Source organism: Auraticoccus monumenti, from assembly GCF_900101785.1.
Taxonomy (GTDB): Bacteria; Actinomycetota; Actinomycetes; order Propionibacteriales; family Propionibacteriaceae; genus Auraticoccus; species Auraticoccus monumenti.
The window spans coordinates 1,698,860-1,719,459 of record NZ_LT629688.1 but is presented as its reverse complement, the minus strand read 5'-3'; the positions used below and the strand labels follow the sequence as shown (position 1 = coordinate 1,719,459).

The 20,600-nt window shown below is 71.8% G+C and carries 17 protein-coding genes; 4 read left to right on the top strand and 13 right to left on the bottom strand.

The window, feature by feature from the left end; genetic code table 11:
• Nucleotides 1-185: 185 nt before the first annotated feature.
• The 6 genes from BLT52_RS07905 to BLT52_RS07880 form a co-directional block, all read right to left on the bottom strand.
• The gene (locus tag BLT52_RS07905; protein ID WP_090592192.1) at nucleotides 186-902 is read right to left on the bottom strand and encodes an MOSC domain-containing protein; all 717 of its coding nucleotides are present in this window, start codon (nucleotides 900-902) and stop codon (nucleotides 186-188) included.
• Between the two features lie 49 nt (nucleotides 903-951).
• Entirely contained in the window at nucleotides 952-2,034 is a 1,083-nt protein-coding gene (locus tag BLT52_RS07900) for a sulfate/molybdate ABC transporter ATP-binding protein (RefSeq protein WP_231946552.1), read from the bottom strand.
• Nucleotides 2,031-2,807, bottom strand: a complete 777-nt coding sequence (locus tag BLT52_RS07895) for an ABC transporter permease (protein ID WP_407922625.1) — start codon at nucleotides 2,805-2,807, stop codon at nucleotides 2,031-2,033. Before BLT52_RS07895 ends, BLT52_RS07900 begins: the two co-directional genes overlap by 4 nt.
• A gap of 65 nt (nucleotides 2,808-2,872) precedes the next feature.
• Nucleotides 2,873-3,664, bottom strand: a complete 792-nt coding sequence (gene modA / locus BLT52_RS07890; RefSeq protein WP_090592188.1) for a molybdate ABC transporter substrate-binding protein — start codon at nucleotides 3,662-3,664, stop codon at nucleotides 2,873-2,875.
• Nucleotides 3,661-4,068, bottom strand: a complete 408-nt coding sequence (locus BLT52_RS07885; protein ID WP_090592187.1) for a TOBE domain-containing protein — start codon at nucleotides 4,066-4,068, stop codon at nucleotides 3,661-3,663. The genes modA and BLT52_RS07885 overlap by 4 nt, the downstream gene beginning before the upstream one ends.
• Before the next feature lie 92 nt (nucleotides 4,069-4,160).
• A complete protein-coding gene (locus BLT52_RS07880; protein ID WP_090592184.1) occupies nucleotides 4,161-4,934 on the bottom strand; it encodes a DinB family protein in 774 nt (257 codons plus the stop codon).
• Nucleotides 4,935-5,089: 155 nt separating this feature from the next.
• Here BLT52_RS07880 and BLT52_RS07875 point away from each other — a divergent pair, with 155 nt between their 5' ends.
• Nucleotides 5,090-5,917, top strand: a complete 828-nt coding sequence (locus BLT52_RS07875; RefSeq protein ID WP_197679334.1) for a pseudouridine synthase — start codon at nucleotides 5,090-5,092, stop codon at nucleotides 5,915-5,917.
• An 82-nt stretch (nucleotides 5,918-5,999) separates the two neighbouring features.
• Nucleotides 6,000-6,464 (top strand): tRNA (cytidine(34)-2'-O)-methyltransferase, encoded by a 465-nt coding sequence (locus tag BLT52_RS07870; RefSeq protein WP_090592180.1) that lies wholly within the window; start codon nucleotides 6,000-6,002, stop codon nucleotides 6,462-6,464.
• Nucleotides 6,465-6,569: 105 nt separating this feature from the next.
• Here BLT52_RS07870 and BLT52_RS07865 read toward each other — a convergent pair whose 3' ends face one another.
• From BLT52_RS07865 to BLT52_RS07855, 3 genes are all read right to left on the bottom strand, one after another.
• Nucleotides 6,570-10,418, bottom strand: coding sequence for a DNA-directed RNA polymerase subunit beta' (locus BLT52_RS07865; protein ID WP_090592178.1), 3,849 nt, complete (start codon nucleotides 10,416-10,418; stop codon nucleotides 6,570-6,572).
• 73 nt (nucleotides 10,419-10,491) lie between these two features.
• A complete protein-coding gene (gene rpoB / locus BLT52_RS07860) occupies nucleotides 10,492-13,980 on the bottom strand; it encodes a DNA-directed RNA polymerase subunit beta (protein WP_157677030.1) in 3,489 nt (1,162 codons plus the stop codon).
• A 750-nt stretch (nucleotides 13,981-14,730) separates the two neighbouring features.
• Entirely contained in the window at nucleotides 14,731-15,993 is a 1,263-nt protein-coding gene (locus tag BLT52_RS07855; protein WP_172804008.1) for a helix-turn-helix domain-containing protein, read from the bottom strand.
• A 309-nt stretch (nucleotides 15,994-16,302) separates the two neighbouring features.
• Here BLT52_RS07855 and BLT52_RS07850 point away from each other — a divergent pair, with 309 nt between their 5' ends.
• Entirely contained in the window at nucleotides 16,303-16,614 is a 312-nt protein-coding gene (locus BLT52_RS07850; protein WP_090592172.1) for a hypothetical protein, read from the top strand.
• A gap of 102 nt (nucleotides 16,615-16,716) precedes the next feature.
• Here the strand turns inward: BLT52_RS07850 and rplL are convergent, their stop codons facing one another.
• The gene (gene rplL / locus BLT52_RS07845; RefSeq protein WP_090592171.1) at nucleotides 16,717-17,109 is read right to left on the bottom strand and encodes a 50S ribosomal protein L7/L12; all 393 of its coding nucleotides are present in this window, start codon (nucleotides 17,107-17,109) and stop codon (nucleotides 16,717-16,719) included.
• A 14-nt stretch (nucleotides 17,110-17,123) separates the two neighbouring features.
• Nucleotides 17,124-17,783: a 50S ribosomal protein L10 gene (gene rplJ, locus BLT52_RS07840; protein WP_090592170.1), complete on the bottom strand. Its 660-nt coding sequence runs from the start codon at nucleotides 17,781-17,783 to the stop codon at nucleotides 17,124-17,126.
• Between the two features lie 385 nt (nucleotides 17,784-18,168).
• Between rplJ and BLT52_RS21205 the strand changes: the two genes are divergently transcribed.
• Complete coding sequence (locus BLT52_RS21205; RefSeq protein ID WP_197679248.1) at nucleotides 18,169-19,131, top strand: C40 family peptidase; 963 nt, start codon at nucleotides 18,169-18,171, stop codon at nucleotides 19,129-19,131.
• A gap of 211 nt (nucleotides 19,132-19,342) precedes the next feature.
• Here BLT52_RS21205 and rplA read toward each other — a convergent pair whose 3' ends face one another.
• Nucleotides 19,343-20,044, bottom strand: a complete 702-nt coding sequence (gene rplA, locus BLT52_RS07830; protein ID WP_090592168.1) for a 50S ribosomal protein L1 — start codon at nucleotides 20,042-20,044, stop codon at nucleotides 19,343-19,345.
• A 79-nt stretch (nucleotides 20,045-20,123) separates the two neighbouring features.
• Nucleotides 20,124-20,555 carry a 50S ribosomal protein L11 gene (gene rplK, locus BLT52_RS07825; protein ID WP_090592166.1) on the bottom strand — a complete coding sequence of 144 codons (432 nt, stop codon included), beginning with the start codon at nucleotides 20,553-20,555 and terminating at the stop codon, nucleotides 20,124-20,126.
• Between the last annotated feature and the right edge of the window lie 45 nt (nucleotides 20,556-20,600).

Sequence of the window (20,600 nt, the reverse complement as noted above, 5' to 3'; positions counted from 1 at the left end):
GCCCGACACCGATGGGGACATCGATCCAGAGCGAGGCTGCCGTGCGCTCCACCCGCGGACGGACGTCCCGAGGAGGGTTGTCGCGGTACCGGGGCACGCGCACAGGTTCGGACAGGCCGAACACAAGGACTCAGACTACCCGCGGGGCCCAACGGGGTCAAAACGCCCACCGGGCCGGACCGGGCTCAGAAGAGGCGGTCCTCGCGGCCGGTCCCGGCCAGGGCGGCGCGGACCAGCTCGCGGAGCCCCGGGGCCAGGTGCGCACCGGCTGGGGCGAGGGCCGCCGCGCCGTCGCGGTCGGTGGTCATCGCCCGGAAGGCGTCGGCCACGCTCACCCCGTGGTCGGGCCGGTGCAGCAGCTCGATGTCGTCACCGGCGCCCAGGTCGCCGGCCACCGCCACGGACAGGTAGGTGCCGGGACGTCCGTCCTGGGTGAAGAGGCGGAGCCAGCCCCGCACCCCCAGCCAGCCGCGGAAGGTGGAGCAGGGCATCCGGGGGACGGTGACCACCAACTCGGTGCTGCCCACCCGCCACCGCTCCCCCAGCCGGCAGTCGGCCAGGTCGACGCCCTCGGTGGTGAGGTTCTCCCCGAAGGCCCCCGGCGGCAGCTCGCGACCCAGCCGCTCCGCCCAGCGGCGCAGGTCCTCGGCGCCGTAGGCGTAGACGGCCTGCAGGTCACCGCCGTGGTTCTGCCGGTCCCCCACGTGGTCACCCACCAGCCCGCTGCCCAGACCGCCGTCCTTGGGACCCGGCGCCCGGACGTGGACCCGGTCGGCGGAGGGGCGCTTGCCGAAGCCCGTCGTCTCGGCGTTCTTCCACGGGTTGGGCTCGGCGCGGCCGAGGTTGACCGAGAGCACCCGGGCGGGAGGGGTCGCGTCCGGACGGTGCTGCTGCTGGGTCATGGGACCCACGCTAGGCGGCGGGTGGGCGCCCCGCCAGCGCGACGGCCCATCACGCCGGGTAGCAGCGGACCTCGGTGGCCTTGACCGAGGCCCACACCTCCTGGCCCGGGTCCAGCCCCAGCTCGGCCACCGCCGCGGTGGTGACGTCGGCCAGCACCGGCGGCCTGGCGTCCAGCCGCACCCGGACGCCGTCGGGGTGGGCCTCCAGCCCGGCCACCGTGCCCGGCCAGACGTTGCGGGCCGAGCCCTCCGGACGTCGGCGGTGCAGCGAGACCGCCGACGGGGGGAAGGCGGCGAAGCAGCTGCCCGGGACCTGCTGGCTGGTGACCAGGGTGCCGCCGTCGGCCAGCTCGACGACACCCCCCACCGCCCGGCCGCGGTAGAGGTTGAGCCCGACCAGGGTGGCCACGTAGCCGGTCCGGGGCGCCCGGGCGACCTCGACGGGCGGTCCCTGCTGCACCAGGCGGCCGTCCTCGACCACCACCAGGTGGTCGGCCAGCACCATGGCGTCCAGCGGGTCGTGGGTGACCAGCACGGTGCAGCCCCGGTAGCCCGCGAGGTGGCGGCGCAGGTCGGAGCGGATCCCCAGCCGGGTGCCCGCGTCCAGGGCGGCCAGCGGCTCGTCCAGCAGCAGCAGCCCCGGGTCGCCGACCAGGGCCCGGGCCAGCGCGGCCCGCTGGGCCTGCCCGCCGGAGACCCGGCCCGGCTTCACCCGGGCCAGGTCGGCCAGCCCCACCCGCGCCAGCCACGCCGCCGCGCGGGCGTCGGCCTCCCGTCGCCGCACCCCCCGCGCCCGCAACCCGAAGGCCACGTTGTCCAGCAGACCCAGGTGCGGGAACAGCAGGTAGTCCTGGAACACCATGCCCACGTCGCGTCGCTCCGCGGGCACCAGCCGGCCTGCGGCGGCGTCGTCGAGCACCTCCCCGTCCAGCACGATCCGGCCGCCGTCGAGCGGGGCCAGGCCGGCCAGGGCCCGCAGCACGGTGGACTTGCCCGCGCCGTTGGGGCCGAGCAGCGCCGTCACCCGGCCCGGCGGCAGGGCCAGCGCCAGGTCCAGGTCGAACCGCCCCCGGCGCAGCACCAGGTGCGCCTCCAGCCCACGGCCCGGCACCGCCGGCTCACCCTCGGTCACGACCGGGTCCCGGTGACCCAGCGGTCGCGGAGGCTGGCCAGCACCACGACCGAGACGGCCAGCAGCACCAGCGAGAGCACGATCGCCGCCTCCGGGTCGGACTCCAGGGCCAGGTAGACCGCCAGCGGCATCGTCTGGGTCACCCCGGGGAAGCTGCCGGCGAAGGTGATGGTGGCGCCGAACTCCCCCAGCGCCCGGGCGAAGCAGAGCACCGCGCCGGCGGTGACCCCCGGGGCGACCAGGGGCAGCGTGACCCGGCGGAAGATGGTCCAGCGCGAGGCCCCGAGCGTGGCGGCCGCGTCCTCGTAGCGCCGGTCCACCCCGCGCAGGGCGCCCTCGACGGCGATCACCAGGAAGGGCAGCGCGACGAACGTCTCGGCCAGCACCACGGCCACGGTGGTGAACGGGATGGTCACACCGAACCAGGCGTCCAGCTGCGCCCCGAGGAGCCCGCGCCGACCGAGCAGGAGCAGCAGTGCGACGCCGCCGACCACCGGGGGAAGCACCAGCGGGACGGTCACCAGGGCGCGCAGCAGCCGCCGTCCGGGGAAGCGGGCGCGGGCGAGCACCCAGGCCAGCGGCACGCCCAGCAGCAGGCACAGCACCGTGGCCGAGCCCGCGCAGACCATCGAGAGCCGCAGCGCCCGGCCCACGTCGGGGTCCACCAGCCGTGCGGGCAGATCGGCCCAGGGGGCGCGGAGGAGCAGCGCGAGCAGGGGCAGCAGCAGGAAGGCCACGGCCAGCACCGCGGGTGGCAGCAGCACCAGGGGCAGCCCGGCCTCGTGCTCGCCGTGGCCCCGGCGGCGGGCGCCGCGGCGGACGTTCCGGCTCGAGCGCGTCACGGCCGGGCGAAGCCGGCGTCGGTGAGGACCTGCTGGCCCTCCGCGGAGCGGACCAGCTCGACGAAGGCCTCCCCGGCCGCGGGGTTCGGCGCCCCGGCCAGCACGGCGAGGGGGTAGTCGTTGGCCGCACCGGCCGCCTCGGGGAAGTCGATCCCCTGGACCTCGGCCCCGGCGGCGGCGACGTCGGTGCGGTACACCAGGGCGGCGTCGACCTCCCCCAGCCGGACCTTGCTCAGCGCGGCCCTGACGTCTCTCTCCAGGGTGTCGGGGGCCGGGGTGAGCCCGGCGGCCCGGAACACCCGCTCCGCCGCGGCCCCGCAGGGCACCTGGGGCGCGCAGAGCGCCACCGTCCGCGCGGGGTCGGCCAGGTCGGCCAGCCCCTGCACCCGGCCCGGGTCGTCCGGCGGCACCGCGATCTGCAGGCTGTTGCGGGCGAACACCTCCGTGTCCCCCGCCACCTCCCCGGCGTCCACCACGGTCTGCATCGTGGCGGGGTCGGCGGTGGCGAGGACGTCGGCGGGGGCGCCGGTGAGGACCTGCTGGGCCAGCCCCGAGCTGGGCCCGAAGGAGAGCACCACCTCGACGTCGGGGTGCTGGGCGGTGAGCTCGTCCCCCAGCCGGGTGAAGGCCTCGGTCAGCGAGGCCGCGGCGAGGACCGTCAGCGTCCCGGACAGGGTCCCCGGCGACGAGGTCGCGCCGGGCCCGGCGTCCGGGGCGGTGCAGGCCGCCGCGAGGAGCAGCGTCGCCGCGGGGAGCGCCAGCACCCGGAGCGGGCGGCGCGACGTCACGGACGCACCGCGAGCTCGACGCCCACGTTGGTGGCCTTCACGCTGGCCACCGCGGCCGTGCCGGGCTCCAGGCCCAGCTCGTCGGCCGCCTCCCGGCTCATCAGCGACACCAGCCGGTAGGGGCCGGCCTGGATCTCCACCTGGGCCATCACCGTGTCCCGGGTGACCTTGGTGACGATGCCGGTCATCCGGTTGCGGGCCGAGGCGAAGGGTGCGGCGTCGGTGACCGGCTCGGCGGCCAGCGAGCGGGCCAGCGCAGCCAGCTCCGCGCCGGGGACGACGAGGCGCCCGTTGTCGGCCCTGGTCAGGGTCAGCCGACCGGCATCGGCCCAGCGCCGGACGGTGTCGTCGCTCACCCCGAGCAGGGCGGCGGCCTCGCTGATCCTGTACGCGGACGCGGTCATGTCGGCGACCCTACGCCGCAGACGCGGCGCGATCCACCCTGATCCGACGCACAGGCGGCGCCGCGGGCGGTCCCGCACCGCGCGGACGTCGCTCAGAGGTCGCGGGCGTCGGCCTCCTCGGCCACCTGCTGCAGCCGGGCGACGTGCGCGACCCAGTAGTCCTCCTCCACGGGCGGCAGGTTGGTGCCGCCCTCGCGGAGCCCCCGTGCCCCGTCGGTGAGCTCGCGGAGGATGTCGGCGTGGCCGGTGTGCCGGGCCACCTCCGTGACCACGTGCACCAGCACGGTGTGCAGGGTGACGTCGGCCCCGTTCTCGCCCCACCAGTGCACGTGCCCGGGGGCGTCCAGCTCGAGGGCCTCGATGGTGGCGTCGCCGTGCGACCAGACGCGGATCGCGAGGTCGCGCACGGAGCGGACGTCCTCCTCGGGCCAGGCCCACATGTCGGCGTTGTCCTCGGCGTCCTCGGCCGACCAGGGCAGCTGCTCGGGGAAGGGGCGCCCGAAGACCAGCCCGAGGTACTCCGACTCCACGCTGGCCACGTGCTTGAGCAGCCCGAGCAGGTTGGTGCCGGTGGGCGTCATCGGCCAGCGGGCGTCCCGCTCCCCCAGGCCGTCCACCTTCCACAGCAGGGCCTCGCGCAGCCCCCGCAGGTAGCGGTGCAGCACCGCCTTCGGGTCCTGCGCGGAGGTGCTGGCCAGGGTGAGGGTGCCGACCGGGGCCGGACCCCGGCCCAGCAGGTCGTGCCGGGCGGGGGCCTCCAGGTCCGTCCTCCCCAGGACGTCGGCCCAGTGGCGGAGGATCCGGGACGCCTCGGCGGGGGCGTCGTCGCCCAGGGCGTCCAGGTCGAGGTCGAGCTGCAGTCGCATGGGCCCTGAGTCTGGCAGGCCCGGCCGGCACGGCGGGCGGCACCTAGCATGCCGGTGTGCCCCCACGCTCCCCGCTGCCGCCGCGCTCCGGGCTGTCGGCCGCCTGGGTGCGCACCCCCGACCGGGACCCGCTGGCCGACGCGCGGTGGTCGACCATGGGTGGGTGGCTGCAGCAGCGGCTGCCCGAGCACGTGGACGTCGCCGCCATGCTGTCCGACCAGCGGTTCGTGCACCAGGACGGAACGCCGGTCCTGGCCGACGAGCCGTACCGGCCGCACACCTTCGTCTGGTTTCACCGCGACCTGCGCGCCGAGCCCGACGTCCCGGGGGAGCTGGTGGTGCTGCACCGCGACGAGCGGGTGGTGGTGGTCGACAAGCCGCCGTTCCTGTCCTCGATCCCCCGCGGGCGCCACGTGGCCCAGAGCGTGGTGGTGCGGCTCCGCGACGAGCTGGGGCTGCCGGAGCTGGCGCCCGCGCACCGGCTGGACCGGATCACCTCCGGGGTGCTGCTGATGACCACCGAGCGCCGCTGGCGGGGGCCGTACCAGTCGCTGTTCGAGCACCGGGCGGTGCACAAGAGCTACCGGGCGGTGGCGCCGGTGCGCGAGGACCTGGTGCTGCCCCTGGTCGTCCGCAGCCACATCCGCAAGGTGCGCGGGGTGCTGCAGGCCGAGGAGGTCCCCGGCGCCCCGGTGAACGCGGAGACCCTGGTGGAGCTGGAGACGGTCACCGACGGCCTCGGTCACTACCGGCTGACCCCGCGCACCGGGCGGACGCACCAGCTGCGGCTGCACCTGCACTCCCTCGCCATCCCCATCCTCGGTGACCCGCTGTACCCGGTGGTGCGCGACGTGGACGTGGATGACTTCTCCGAGCCGCTGCAGCTGCTGGCCGCCGAGCTGTCCTTCACCGACCCCGTGGACGGGCGGACCCGTCACCTGGTCAGCCGGCGCACGCTCCCGCTGCCCGCTCCCCACCGTTAGCAGGTGCCGGCAGGTCCCGTCGCCGGGCGTCCGGGTGGAGCGCCCGGGTGCTGCCGGACGGAGGGTGCAGCAGACTAGGGACATGGGTTGCCCGGTCAGGATCTTGTTCCACTCCCCGCGGATCCCGCAGAACTCGGGCAATGCGATCCGGCTCGCGGCGGTCACCGGGGCCGAGCTGCACCTCGCCGGGCCGCTGGGCTTCGAGCTGACCGACGCCCGGCTCAAGCGGGCCGGGCTGGACTACCACGAGCTGGCCAGCTTCACCGTTCACGACGACCTCGAGGCCGCCTACGCCGCGCTGCTGCCGGCGCGGGTGTTCGCCTTCACCGCCCACGGCACCACCCTGCACACCGATCCCGCCTACCGGGCCGGGGACGTCCTGCTGTTCGGCCCCGAGCCCACCGGGCTGGATCCCGAGGTGCTGGCCGACGCCCGGGTCACCGACCGGGTGCGGATCCCGATGCTGCCCGAGCGGCGCTCGCTCAACCTGGCCAACGCCGCCTCGATCGCCGTCTACGAGGCCTGGCGCCAGCACTCCTTCGCCTGACCCCGTCCGGCGGGCAACCCCTCGGGTCGCGCCGCGGCCGGGGACGCCGCAGGGGCGGCCGGGAGATCCCGACCGCCCCTGCGGTGTCGTGCGTGGTGCCCTGGCTCAGCGGTAGTCGCCGAGGTCGAACTCCTCCAGCGGCACGGCTGCACCCGAGCCGGAGCCGAAGTCGTAGTCGTAGGGCTCGTAGCTCATCGAGTACGCCATCGCCTTGGCCTCGGCCGTCGGCTCTACCTTGATGTTGCGGTAGCGCTCCAGACCGGTGCCGGCCGGGATCAGCTTCCCGAGGATGACGTTCTCCTTCAGACCGACCAGGCTGTCGGACTTGCCCTGGATCGCGGCGTCGGTGAGCACCTTGGTCGTCTCCTGGAAGGAGGCGGCCGACAGCCAGGACTCGGTGGCGAGCGAGGCCTTGGTGATGCCCATCAGCACCGGACGACCCGAGGCCGGCTGACCGCCCTCGGCGACCACGCGACGGTTCTCCGACTCGTAGCGCTGACGGTCGACCAGGTCACCGGCCAGCAGGTTGGTCTCCCCGGACTCGATCACCGTGATCCGGCGCAGCATCTGCCGGATGATGATCTCGATGTGCTTGTCGTGGATCGGGGCGCCCTGCGTCCGGTACACGGCCTGCACCTCGTCCACCAGGTGCTCCTGCACCTTGCGGATGCCGAGGATGCGGAGCACGTCGGCCGGGTCCTGGGTACCAGCGGTGAGCTGCTGACCCACCTCGACCCGGTCGTCGTCCTCGACCAGCAGGCGGGCACGACGACCCACCGGGTACTCGATCTCCTCCGAGCCGTCGTCGGGGACCAGGACGAGCTTGCGGCTGCGGTCCCCGTCCTCGATGCGGACCCGGCCGGTGGTCTCCACGATCGGCGCCTTGCCCTTGGGCTGACGGGCCTCGAAGAGCTCCACCACGCGGGGCAGACCCTGGGTGATGTCGTCACCAGCCACACCACCGGTGTGGAAGGTGCGCATCGTCAGCTGCGTGCCGGGCTCACCGATGGACTGCGCGGCCACGATGCCCACGGCCTCGCCGACGTCCACCAGCTTGCCGGTGGCCAGGGACCGTCCGTAGCACATGGAGCAGGTGCCGGTGGCGGCCTCGCAGGTGAGGACGCTGCGCACCTTGACGGTGCGCACGCCGGCGTCGACCAGCATCGCGATGTTGACGTCCCCGAGGTCGACCCCGGCGGGCAGACGCAGCTCGCCCTTGGCGTCGACGGCGTCCACGGCGAGGGAGCGGGCGTAGACCGCGCTCTCGACGTTCTCGTCGACGACCAGCTGGCCGTTCTCCTCGACCGCGATCACCTTGGTGAGGCCGCGCTCGGTGCCGCAGTCCTCCTCGCGGATGATCACGTCCTGGGAGACGTCGACCAGACGACGGGTCAGGTAGCCCGAGTCCGCCGTGCGGAGCGCGGTGTCGGCCTGGCCCTTGCGCCCACCGTGGGTGGAGATGAAGTACTCCAGGACCGAGAGGCCCTCACGGAAGTTGGACTTGATCGGCCGCTCGATGATGTCGCCCTTGGGGTTCACCACGAGGCCACGCATGGCCGCGATCTGGCGCATCTGCACCATGTTCCCGCGGGCACCGGAGTGGACCATCATGAAGATGGGGTTGGTCCGCTCGAAGTTGGCCTCCATCGCCTGGCCGAGCTTCGCCGTGGCGTCGTTCCACAGCTCGATCAGCTCACCGCGACGCTCGTCGTCGGTGATCAGACCGCGCTCGTACTGCTTGTCGATCTTGGTCGCGCGGTCCTCGTAGCCGGCCAGCAGCTCGGGCTTGGTCGGCGGCGTGGAGACGTCGCTGATCGAGACCGTGACACCGGAGCGGGTCGCCCAGCGGAAGCCGAGGTCCTTGAGGTTGTCCAGGGTGTGGGCGACCTCGACCTTGGGGTACCGCTCGGCGAGGTCGTTGACGATGACCCCGAGCTGCTTCTTCCCCACCTCGTGGTTGATGTAGGGGTAGTCCGTCGGCAGGGCCTCGTTGAACAGGGCCCGGCCCAGGGTGGTCTCCACCAGCGTGGTGCCCGGCTGGTGACCCGAGCCGGTGGCCGGCACGTAGTCGGACAGCCGGATCCGCACCGGGGCGCCCACGGCCAGCTCGCGCCGGTCGAAGGCCATCACGGCCTCGGCCGTGCTGGAGAACACGCGGCCCGCGCCGCGCTCCTCGTCACGCTGCATGGTCAGGAAGTAGTGACCGATGATCATGTCCTGGGTGGGCATGGTCACCGGACGACCGTCGGCCGGCTTCAGGATGTTGTTGGTCGACAGCATCAGGATCCGGGCCTCGGCCTGGGCCTCGGCGCTCAGCGGCAGGTGGACCGCCATCTGGTCGCCGTCGAAGTCGGCGTTGAAGGCGGTGCAGACCAGCGGGTGGATCTGGATCGCCTTGCCCTCGATCAGCTGGGGCTCGAAGGCCTGGATGCCGAGGCGGTGCAGCGTGGGTGCACGGTTCAGCAGCACCGGGTGCTCGGCGATGACCTCCTCCAGGACGTCCCAGACCACCGGGCGCTGGCGCTCGACCATGCGCTTGGCGGACTTGATGTTCTGGGCGTGGTTGAGGTCGTCCAGGCGCTTCATCACGAAGGGCTTGAACAGCTCCAGGGCCATCGCCTTGGGCAGACCGCACTGGTGCAGCTTGAGCTGCGGGCCGACCACGATGACCGAACGGCCGGAGTAGTCCACGCGCTTGCCCAGCAGGTTCTGGCGGAAACGACCCTGCTTGCCCTTGAGCATGTCCGAGATCGACTTGAGCGGGCGGTTGCCCGGACCGGTCACCGGACGGCCACGGCGGCCGTTGTCGAACAGCGAGTCGACGGCCTCCTGGAGCATCCGCTTCTCGTTGTTGACAATGATCTCGGGCGCACCGAGGTCGAGCAGGCGCTTCAGCCGGTTGTTCCGGTTGATCACGCGGCGGTACAGGTCGTTCAGGTCGGAGGTGGCGAACCGGCCACCGTCGAGCTGGACCATCGGACGCAGGTCCGGCGGGATCACCGGGACGGCGTCCAGCACCATGCCGGTGGGGTGGTTGTCGGTGGTCAGGAACGCCGAGACGACCTTCAGCCGCTTCAGGGCGCGGGTCTTGCGCTGACCCTTGCCGGTCTGGATGGTGTTCTTCAGCGACTCGGCCTCCAGGGCCAGGTCGAAGGACTGCAGCCGCTTCTGGATCGCGTCCGCACCCATCGAGCCCTCGAAGTAGCGGCCGAAGCGCGTCTTCATCTCGCGGTAGAGCACCTCGTCGCCCTCGAGGTCCTGGACCTTGAGGTTCTTGAAGCGGTCCCAGACGGCGTCGAGACGGTCCAGCTCGCGCTGGGCGCGGTCACGCAGCTGCTTGACCTCGCGCTCGGCACCCTCGCGCACCTTGCGCTTGGCGTCGGCCTTGGCACCCTCGGCCTCGAGGGCGGCCATGTCCTCCTCGAGCTTCTTCATCCGGGTCTCGATGTCGGAGTCCCGGCGCTGGGCGCGGTTCTTCCGCTCGACGTCGATCTTGCCCTCCAGGGACGAGAGGTCGCGGTGACGACCCTCCTCGTCCACGGAGGTGATCATGTACGCCGCGAAGTAGATGACCTTCTCCAGGTCCTTCGGGGCGATGTCGAGCAGGTAGCCGAGCCGGCTGGGGACACCCTTGAAGTACCAGATGTGGGTGACCGGGGCGGCCAGCTCGATGTGGCCCATCCGGTCACGACGCACGTTGGAGCGGGTGACCTCGACCCCGCAGCGCTCGCAGATGATGCCCTTGAAGCGGACGCGCTTGTACTTGCCGCAGTAGCACTCCCAGTCCCGGGTGGGTCCGAAGATGCGCTCGCAGAAGAGCCCCTCGCGCTCGGGCTTGAGCGTGCGGTAGTTGATCGTCTCGGGCTTCTTGACCTCACCGTGCGACCAGCCGCGGATCTCGTCGGCGGTGGCGAGTCCGATGCGCAGCTTGTCGTAGTAGTTCACGTCGAGCACGTTGCTTGATCTCTTTCCCCTGTGGCCCGGAGCCACAGAAACTCAAAGATGGTGTCAGGGGGACTGAGTGGACTCAGACTTCGTCGACGCCGGCGAAGGACTCACCGGGACGGCGCGAGAGGTCGATGCCGAGGTCCTCGGAGGCGCGGTAGCTGTCCTCCTCGGAGTCGCGGAGGTCGACCAGGGTGCCGTCGGAGCTGAGCACCTCGACGTTCAGGCAGAGGGACTTCATCTCCTTCACCAGCACCTTGAACGACTCCGGGATGCCCGGCTCGGGGATGTTCTCCCCCTTGACGATGGCCTCGTAGACCTTGACCCGGCCCGGCACGTCGTCGGACTTGATGGTCAGCAGCTCCTGCAGCGCCCAGGCGGCGCCGTAGGCCTCCAGGGCCCACACCTCCATCTCACCGAAGCGCTGGCCACCGAACTGGGCCTTACCGCCGAGCGGCTGCTGGGTGATCATCGAGTACGGACCCGTGGAGCGTGCGTGGATCTTGTTGTCGACGAGGTGGTCGAGCTTGAGGATGTACATGTAGCCCACGCCGACCGGCTCGGGGTACGGCTCGCCGGAGCGGCCGTCGAACAGCCGCGCCTTGCCGGTGCCGTCGACCAGGTGCTGGCCGTCGCGCGTCGGCAGCCCGTGGGCCATCAGACCCGTCAGCTCCTCCTCGGTGGCCCCGTCGAAGACCGGGGTGGCGAGGCGCTGGTTGCCCTCGACCCGGCCGAGCCCGACCGAGCGCAGGCGCTCGGCCCAGTCGCCCTCGGCCTCGGTGACGTCCCAGCCGGTCTTGGCGACCCAGCCCAGGTGCGTCTCCAGGACCTGGCCGACGTTCATCCGGCTGGGCACACCCAGCGGGTTGAGCACGATGTCGACCGGGGTCCCGTCCTCGAGGAACGGCATGTCCTCGACCGGGAGGATCTTGGAGATGACGCCCTTGTTGCCGTGGCGGCCGGCGAGCTTGTCGCCGTCCTGGATCTTGCGCTTCTGGGCCACGTAGACGCGGACCAGCTGGTTGACGCCCGGGTTCAGGTCGTCGTCCTCGTCGCGGTCGAAGACCCGGATGCCGATCACGGTGCCGGTCTCGCCGTGCGGGACCTTCATCGAGGTGTCGCGGACCTCACGGGCCTTCTCGCCGAAGATGGCGCGCAGCAGGCGCTCCTCGGGCGTGAGCTCGGTCTCGCCCTTGGGGGTCACCTTGCCGACCAGGATGTCGCCGGTGGTCACCTCGGCGCCGACGCGGATGATGCCGCGGTCGTCGAGGTTGGCCAGCATCTCCTCGCTGACGTTGGGGATGTCGCGGGTGATCTCCTCCGCACCCAGCTTGGTGTCGCGGGCGTCGACCTCGTGCTCCTCGATGTGGATCGAGGTGAGGACGTCGTCCTGGACCAGGCGCTGGCTGAGGATGATCGCGTCCTCGTAGTTGTGGCCCTCCCAGGGCATGAACGCCACCAGGAGGTTGCGTCCCAGCGCGATCTCGGCCCCGTCGGTGCAGGGGCCGTCGGCGATCGGGTCGCCGGCAGCCAGGGAGTCCCCGGCCGAGACCAGCGGGCGCTGGTTGATCGAGGTGCCCTGGTTGGAGCGCTCGAACTTGGCCAGCTTGTAGGAGGAGTAGGTGCCGTCGTCGTTGGCCATCTCGACCAGGTCGGCGCTCACCGAGGTGACCGCACCGGCCTTGGCGGCCACGGTGACGTCACCGCCGTCCACGGCGCCGCGGTACTCCATGCCGGTGCCGACGAAGGGGGCCTCGTTGCGGATCAGGGGCACCGCCTGGCGCTGCATGTTGGCCCCCATCAGGGCACGGCTGGCGTCGTCGTGCTCCAGGAAGGGGATCAGCGAGGTCGCGACGGAGACCATCTGGCGGGGCGAGACGTCCATGTACTGCACGTCGGTGCCGGGGATGGTGTCGACCTTGCCGTGGCGCTTGCGCACCAGGACGCGCTCCTCGGCGAAGGTGCCGTCCTCGTTCAGCTTGGCGTTGGCCTGGGCGGTGACGTAGCGGTCCTCCTCGTCGGCGGTCAGGTAGTCGACGGTGTCGGTCACCCGACCGTCCTGGACGCGGCGGTACGGGGTCTCGATGAAGCCGAAGGCGTTGACCCGGGCGAACGAGGCCAGCGAGCCGATCAGGCCGATGTTCGGGCCCTCAGGGGTCTCGATCGGGCACATCCGGCCGTAGTGCGACGGGTGGACGTCACGGACCTCCATGCCGGCGCGGTCACGGGAGAGACCGCCCGGGCCCAGCGCGGACAGACGACGCTTGTGCGTCAGGCCGGAGACCGGGTTGGTCTGGTCCATGAACTGCGACAGCTGCGAGGTGCCGAAGAACTCCCGCATGGCCGCGACGACCGGGCGGATGTTGATCAGGGTCTGCGGGGTGATGGCCTCGATGTCCTGGGTGGTCATCCGGTCGCGCACCACGCGCTCCATCCGGCCGAGACCGGTGCGGAGCTGGTTCTGGATCAGCTCACCGACCGTGCGCAGACGGCGGTTGCCGAAGTGGTCGATGTCGTCCTCCTCGACCAGCACCGGGGAGTCGGGGACGAGGCCCTCGAGCTCGGTGCGCCCCTCGTGCAGGGCGACGACGTAGCGGATGGTCGCCACGACGTCGTCCATGGTGAGGGTCTGGGTGTCGAAGGGGAGGTCCAGCCCCAGCTTCTTGTTGATCTTGTAGCGACCGACCTTGGCAAGGTCGTAGCGCTTGGGGTTGAAGTAGTAGTTCTGCAGCAGCGTCTCCGCGGCGTCGCGCGTCGGCGGTTCGCCCGGGCGCAGCTTGCGGTAGATGTCGAGCAGGGCCTCGTCCTGGGTGGTGGTGTGGTCCTTCTCCAGGGTGAGCCGCATGGACTCGTACTCGCCGAACTCCTCGAGGATCTTCTCGTTGCTCCAGCCCAGGGCCTTGAGCAGCACGGTGACGTTCTGCTTGCGCTTGCGGTCCAGGCGGACGCCGACCATGTCGCGCTTGTCGATCTCGAACTCGAGCCAGGCGCCGCGCGAGGGGATCATCTTCGCGGTGAAGATGTCCTTGTCGGAGGTCTTGTCCGGGGTCTGCTCGAAGTAGACGCCCGGGGACCGCACCAGCTGGGACACGACGACGCGCTCGGTGCCGTTGATGACGAAGGTGCCCTTGGGGGTCATCAGCGGGAAGTCGCCCATGAACACGGTCTGGCTCTTGATCTCGCCGGTCTCGTTGTTCATGAACTCGGCGGTGACGAAGAGCGGCGCGGCGTAGGTCGCGTCGCGCTCCTTGCACTCCTCGACGGAGAACTTCGGGTCCTCGAACCGGTGGTCGCGGAAGGACAGCGACATCGTCTGGTTGAAGTCCTCGATCGGGGAGATCTCCTCGAAGATCTCCTCCAGGCCCGAGCGGGGGTTGACGTCGGTGCGTCCCTCCGCCAGGGCCGCGTCGATCCGCTGGCGCCAGACGTCGTTGCCGACCAGCCAGTCGAAGGCGTCGATCTGCAGGTCGAGCAGGTCGGGAACCTCGAAGGGTTCAGCGATCTTGGCGAAGGAGATGCGACCAGTGCGGGAGATGACGTTGGTGTTCGAGACGGTGCGCGAGGCGGCCAACAGTTGGGTCCTTCCGAGACACAAGGTGCGATACGTGGGCACGATGACGGACCCGTGTCAAGAGAAACGGGTCGTCAGGCACGTGGGGCAAGAACACAGAGTAGTCCGGCCGGACCCCCGGATGCAAGCGCAGGGGCAGCACGATGTGGAACCGTCAAACCGCCGGACCGACGGTGACCGCTCGACGAGCAAGCATAGCCAGCCAGGGGGCGCTGGCAAGACACTCCGCAGGATCCGCTTGCGCGCGTGTCGGCCGAGCCGCTCGACGTCGCTCCCCCACCGCCGCCGCGCGAGGCCGGCCCCGGAGCACGGTGGGGACCCCGGGACAGGCGCATGGCCCCTGGCTTCGGGGGTGCCAGGGGCCATGCTCGGCAGCGCGCGGACAGTGGTCGAATCCGACCACCTCGCTGCTGACCTGCCGTACCGGGGTCGTAACCCCGATGCCTTCATCTAAGCCGTCCCCGGAGGTGGTGTCAACTTTTTTGACAGACTTTCTTCACGGCGGTCCCGGAGGGGCACCCCGACCCGCCACCCGTGCCCGCGGGGCTGGTCCCAGGACCGGCTCAGCACCTGCGGTGATCCGGCAGGCGCCACGCCGTCGAGGGCCACGGCCGGCCCGTCACGGGCTCCTCGACACGTCTGGGAGCACGTCCCACCCGCGGGTCCGCCGCCTCGACCGGGGCCGGGGACGACCCAGCCCCACGACCCCGTCGGTGGCGGTCGTGGGGCTGGGTGCCGACAGGGGGTGGGTCAGCCGATGGAGACGTCCAGGACGTGCGCGTGCCGGCGCCACATCTCGACCGAGCGCTGGTAGGCGCCGGCCTGCTCGAACAGCAGGGCGGACCGCAGGCAGGCCTGGCCGCTCTCGACCAGCCGCCCGCGCGCCTGCTCCACGTCGGCGAGCAGCGCCTCGGCCTCGGCCCGCGAGTGCGGGGCGTCGTCCAGGCTGGTGTCGCCGAGGCAGAACCCGACCAGGGCGGCGGCCTCCTCGACCGAGCCGGTGAGCAGCCGGTAGCGCGCCTCGGTCAGCCGGAGCTCGGTGAGGTCGCTGGGGTTGCCGACGATGCGCAGGCCGTCCCCGGCCTGCTGGAGCAGCTCCAGCACGCCCTCGGTGTGCCCGTGCTGCAGGCGGAGCACGGCCGCGGCCTTGCGGAAGCGGGCCCAGTCACGCAGGTCGACGTGCGGGCTGAGCAGCCGCGCGGCGGCGGCCTGGTGGGCCAGACCCCCCTCGACGTCTCCGGTCAGCCAGCCCATGTTGCCCAGCGCCCAGTGCGCCAGCCCGCTGACCTGGACCGAGTCGATCCGGTCCAGGTGGTCGACCAGCCAGCCGCAGATCTCCTCCGCGCGGTCGGACCGGTCGGCCTCCATCAGGGCGCCGAGCAGGAAGACCGCCGCGTGCGCCTGGAGGTCGAGGTGGGTGGAGGCCCGGGCGGTGTGCAGGGCGCGTTCGCCCTGCTCCACGGCCACGGCGAGGTCACCGCTGAAGCGGCTGGCCCGGCAGGCCAGCAGCAGCGCCTCGACCTGGAGCAGCGGTGCGGCCACGGCGAGGGGGTGCTCGACCAGGGACATCGCCAGCTCCGCGGCCCGGTGGAGCTCGTCGGCCTCGAACAGCGACCGGGCCTGCAGCATGGTCAGCGACCAGGCGCCGGCGTCGTCGCCCGCGGCGGTCGCCCGCCTGGCCGCGCTCTCGGCCAGCCGTGCCGCCACCGGGAAGCGGTGCTCGCCGAAGGCCAGCTGCGCGTCAGCCAGGGCCGTGACGCTCTCGGCGACCCGGGCGGGGGCGTGGGGGGCAGCGGATCCGGGGGCCTCGGCGTCGGTGATGCGTCGGGGGTCGATGCCGAGTCGTCCGGCGAAGTAGGCGACCATCTCGGCCGACAGACGACGCCGACCCTTCTCGACGTGGGACACGTAGCTCCCGCTGAAGCGGTCCCCACCCAGGTCGCTCTGCGACATCTGGCGCTCGCGTCGGAGCAGCCTGAGCCGCTCTCCGAGCGACCGGTCCTCCTCGCTCACCGTCGTCACTGCACTCACTGGTTCTCCCATCCCTGCACGGGCACTTCCTGAGTCAGCCTTGCGGAAGTGCTGAAGATGTCACAGTCTTGTCGCGACGAACTTGACAGACCTGACAGGCAGTCAAGCGCTTGGCCCGTGGCAGGTCAAGGGCCGTCGGCCGATCCTCGGGGGACAGGCCGACACCGTTCGCCGGTGCCGCACGACGCACACCCCTGGCAGCCAGCCCAGGGCCCACCACCCCGGTCGACACCGCGTCGACCCGCCAGGACACCCGTGGCCCCCGGCCACCAAACCCCGAAGGAACACCTGATGAGCATCTCCGCCAAGAAGATCGTCGTCTCCGCCACCCTCGCCGCCGGCCTGCTGATCGGGGGCGCAGCCAGCGGCGCGCTCGGCACCGACCACGCCGGTGGTGGGATCTGGCCGAAGCCGACGGCCGTCCAGGCCGGTGGCGGCATCTGGCCCAAGCCCATCACCTCCGAGACCGCCGGCGGCGGCATCTGGCCCAAGGCCGGCAACGTCGAGACCGCCGGCGGCGGCATCTGGCCCAAGGCCGGCACCGTCGAGACCGCCGGCGGCGGCATCTGGCCGAAGCCCTCCCCCCGCACCATCGCCGGCTGACGGCCCACGGATCCACCCACCCCCTGTCTCACCACCCAGGAGACGCCGAACGGCCCCGCACCCTCCGTGGGTGCGGGGCCGTCCGGTCGGATCAGCAGGGTGTCACTTGAGGGTGACGGTGGCGCCAGCGCCCTCCAGCTGCTCCTTCGCCTTGTTGGCGTCGTCCTTCTTGATCTTCTCCAGGACGGCCTTGGGGGCGGCCTCGACCAGGTCCTTGGCCTCCTTGAGGCCCAGGCTGGTGAGGGCGCGCACCTCCTTGATGACCTGGATCTTCTTCTCGCCCGCGGACTCGAGGATGACGTCGACCTCGTCGCTCTCCTCCTCGGCCGGGGCGTCGCCACCGGCGCCACCGGCGGCCGGGGCGGCAGCCACGGCCACGGGGGCCGCGGCGGAGACGCCGAAGGTGTCCTCGAAGGTCTTCACGAACTCGCTGAGCTCGATCAGGGTCATCTCCTTGAAGGCATCAAGGAGCTCTTCGGTGCTGAGCTTTGCCATGGTGGCGTCCTTTCTCACTTGTCCTGCGCAGCGTCGGCCGCGTCGGTGTCTGCGGCGGCAGCCGCGTCGGGGTCTGCGGCGGGTGCCGCGTCGGTCTCAGCGGCAGGTGCCGCCTCGACCGGGTTCTGCTCCTCGCCGGCACCGGCGATGAGCGAGGGATCTGCCTCCGCGGCCGTCTGCAGCGCGCCGAAGCCGCGGGCGGCCTGGGCGAGCGGAGCGGCGAGGAGGGACACGGCCTGCTGCAGGGTGGCCTGCATGCCGCCGGCGAGCTTGGCGAGGAGGACCTCGCGCGACTCCAGATCGGCCAGCTTCTTGACCTGGTCGGCGTCGAGGAAGCGACCCTCCATGACACCGCCCTTGATCACCAGCGCGGGGTTCGCCCTGGCGAAGTCCCGCAGGCCCTTGGCCACGCCTGCGACGTCACCGGTGATGAAGGCGATCGCCGTGGGACCGACGAGGAGGTCGTCCAGACCCTCCACACCTGCGTCCTGGGCGGCGATCTTGGTCAGCGTGTTCTTCGTGACGGCGTAGCTGGCGTCGTCCCCGAGCGAGCGGCGCAGCTCCTTCAGCGCCGCCACGGAGAGTCCGCGGTACTCGGTCAGCACGGCTGCCTCGGAGCTGCGGAACTGCTCCGACAGCTCGGTGACCGTGGCTGCCTTGTCTGGCCTCGCCATGGGTCTCCTTCCGGTTCTCGTGGAGTCCGGCGCGGCTCTGGGCCGTGCCGGACCGACGACCCCCGGGAACAGGAAAAGCCCCGGCGCACAGGCACGGGGCTCACGGAGGCACGGGCCTCCAGCTCAGTTCCTGCGCGGGCACCTCGAGATGAGGTCTTAGGATCGGTCTCCCGATCAACCAGCGGTCTTCGGCCTGCCGACCATACCCCGCGGCTCCGGGGGCGGCCAAATCGGTCCCCGTCCACCAGCACCGGGACGACGGGACCCGACTGAGAAGAGCCTGAGCATTGCCCTAACGGCGGCTGTGGGTTAGGTTCCCCCCGGCGGTGGAACCTCCCACCGTCCTCCGCGTCGGGGGATGCGGACCGGACGAGGGACACACACCTTGAGCACAGACACCACCAGCACCAGCCTGCCCAGGAGCACCCGCTGGACCCGCGCCGCCGCTGCCGTGGCGGCCAGCCTGGCCCTCGGCGCGGGGCTGGCCCTGACGGCGCCCGGCGCCGACGCCCAGGCCGCCGGCTGCACCATCCACCTCTCCTCCTACCCCACCATCAAGACCGGGGCCAAGGGGCAGGCCGCCACCGCGGCGGAGTGCCTGCTGCACTCGGCGGGCGAGGGCGTGAGCCGCAACGGCCACCTGTCCTCCGCCGACGTCCAGAACGTCAAGCGCTTCCAGGGCCGGGTCGGCCTGGACCGCAGCGGCACCATCGGACGGGGCACCTGGACGGCGTTGCTGGCCCACGGCGGCTCGCGCACGCTGCGCTCCGGCTCCGAGGGCGGGGACGTCAAGCGGCTGCAGAGCGCGCTGACGGCCAGCGGTCGTCCCACCAAGGCCACCGGGCGGTACTACTCCCCCACCTCCAGCCAGGTGAAGTCGCTGCAGAAGGCGATGGGCGTCCGCCAGACCGGGCGCACCGACTCCGCCGTCTGGAAGGCCCTGCAGGCCGGGCGCCACACCATCGCCCCCCCGAAGAAGCCCGCGGCCGCGACGACGACGAAGGCCGACAAGGCCGTGGCCTTCGCCAAGCAGCAGCTGGGCGACCGCTACGTCTACGGCGGTACCGGCCCCAGCAGCTGGGACTGCTCGGGCCTGACCCAGGGCGCCTGGAAGGCCGCCGGGGTCTCGATCCCGCGCACCTCCCAGTCCCAGTACTCCGGCGTCAGCCGCAAGGTCTCCAAGGGGGACCTGCGCCCCGGTGACGTGGTGTTCTTCTACTCCGGGCGCAGCCACACCGGCCTGTACGTCGGGGACGGCTACATCATCCACGCCTCGCGCCCCGGCCAGCCGGTGGCGAAGGTGAAGATGTCGACGATGCCCTTCAACGGCGCCGTCCGCCCCGCCTGACCCCTCCCCCGCCGCACGCCCGGACCGCTGGTCGGTCCGGGCGTGCGGTGCGTCCGGCGGTTGCCGTGGCGCGGTGAGCCCCCCGGCGGGCGGGACCCCCGGGAACCGGACGAGCCCGGGGCGCCGGGACGACGGGACGGGAGCCACCCGGGACGCACGACGGCCCCCGACCGCAGGGTCGGGGGCCGTCGTCAGCCGGTGGTGCGGAGGGTCACTCCGTGTCGGGCTTGACCCGGTTCGGGTCGACCAGGACGCCGGGGCTCATGGTCGAGGACACGGTGATCTTCCGCAGGTAGCGGCCCTTGGAGCTGGACGGCTTGAGCCGGAGCACCTCGTCCAGGGCGGCGAAGTAGTTCTCCTGGAGCTTCTCCTGGTCGAAGGAGACCTTGCCCACGATGAACTGCAGGTTCGCGTGCCGGTCGACCCGGAACTCGATCTTGCCGCCCTTGATGTCGGTGACGGCCTTGGCGACGTCGACGGTCACGGTGCCGGTCTTGGGGTTGGGCATCAGGCCACGCGGGCCCAGCACCCGACCCAGGCGGCCGATCTTGCCCATCATGTCCGGGGTGGCCACGACGGCGTCGAAGTCCAGGTAGCCGCCCTGGATCTTCTCGACCAGGTCGTCGGAGCCGACCTCGTCGGCGCCGGCGGCGATGGCCGCCTCCGCCCGGTCACCGGTGGCGAAGACGAGGACCCGTGCCGTCTTGCCGGTGCCGTTGGGGAGGTTGACCGTGCCACGGACCATCTGGTCGGCCTTGCGGGGGTCGACACCGAGACGCATGGCGACCTCGACGGTCTCGTCGAACTTGGCCGAGGCGTTGGCCTTGACCAGGGTCAGGGCCTCCCCGGGGGCGTGGAGCTGGTCGGCGTCGACCTTGGCGGCCGCTGCTTCGTAGGTCTTGCTGCGCTTCATGACTGGTTCCTATCTGTCAGACCAGGAGTGGTGCGGGCCGCGCTCGGCCCTCCCACGGGTGGGTGGTGCGGGGTCGGGCTCAGCGCTCGACGGTGACGCCCATCGAGCGCGCGGTGCCCTCGACGATCTTCATGGCGGCCTCGACGTCGTTGGCGTTGAGGTCGGGCAGCTTGGTGCTGGCGATCTCGCGGACCTGGTCGCGGGTGAGCCGGCCGACCTTCTCCTTGTGCGGGACGCCGGAACCCTTCTGCAGGCCGGCAGCCTTCTTGATCAGCTCGGCCGCGGGCGGCGTCTTGGTGATGAAGGTGAAGCTGCGGTCCTCGTAGATGGTGATCTCGACGGGGATGACGTTGCCGCGCTGGGACTCCGTGGCCGCGTTGTAGGCCTTGCAGAACTCCATGATGTTGACGCCGTGCGGACCGAGAGCGGTACCGACGGGCGGTGCGGGCGTCGCCGACCCTGCGTTCAGGGCCACCTTGACGAGTGCGGCGACTTTCTTCTTGGGAGGCATGGTTGTGGGTCCTTGCTCGGGTTGGTTCCGACCGGGTGAGCCCGG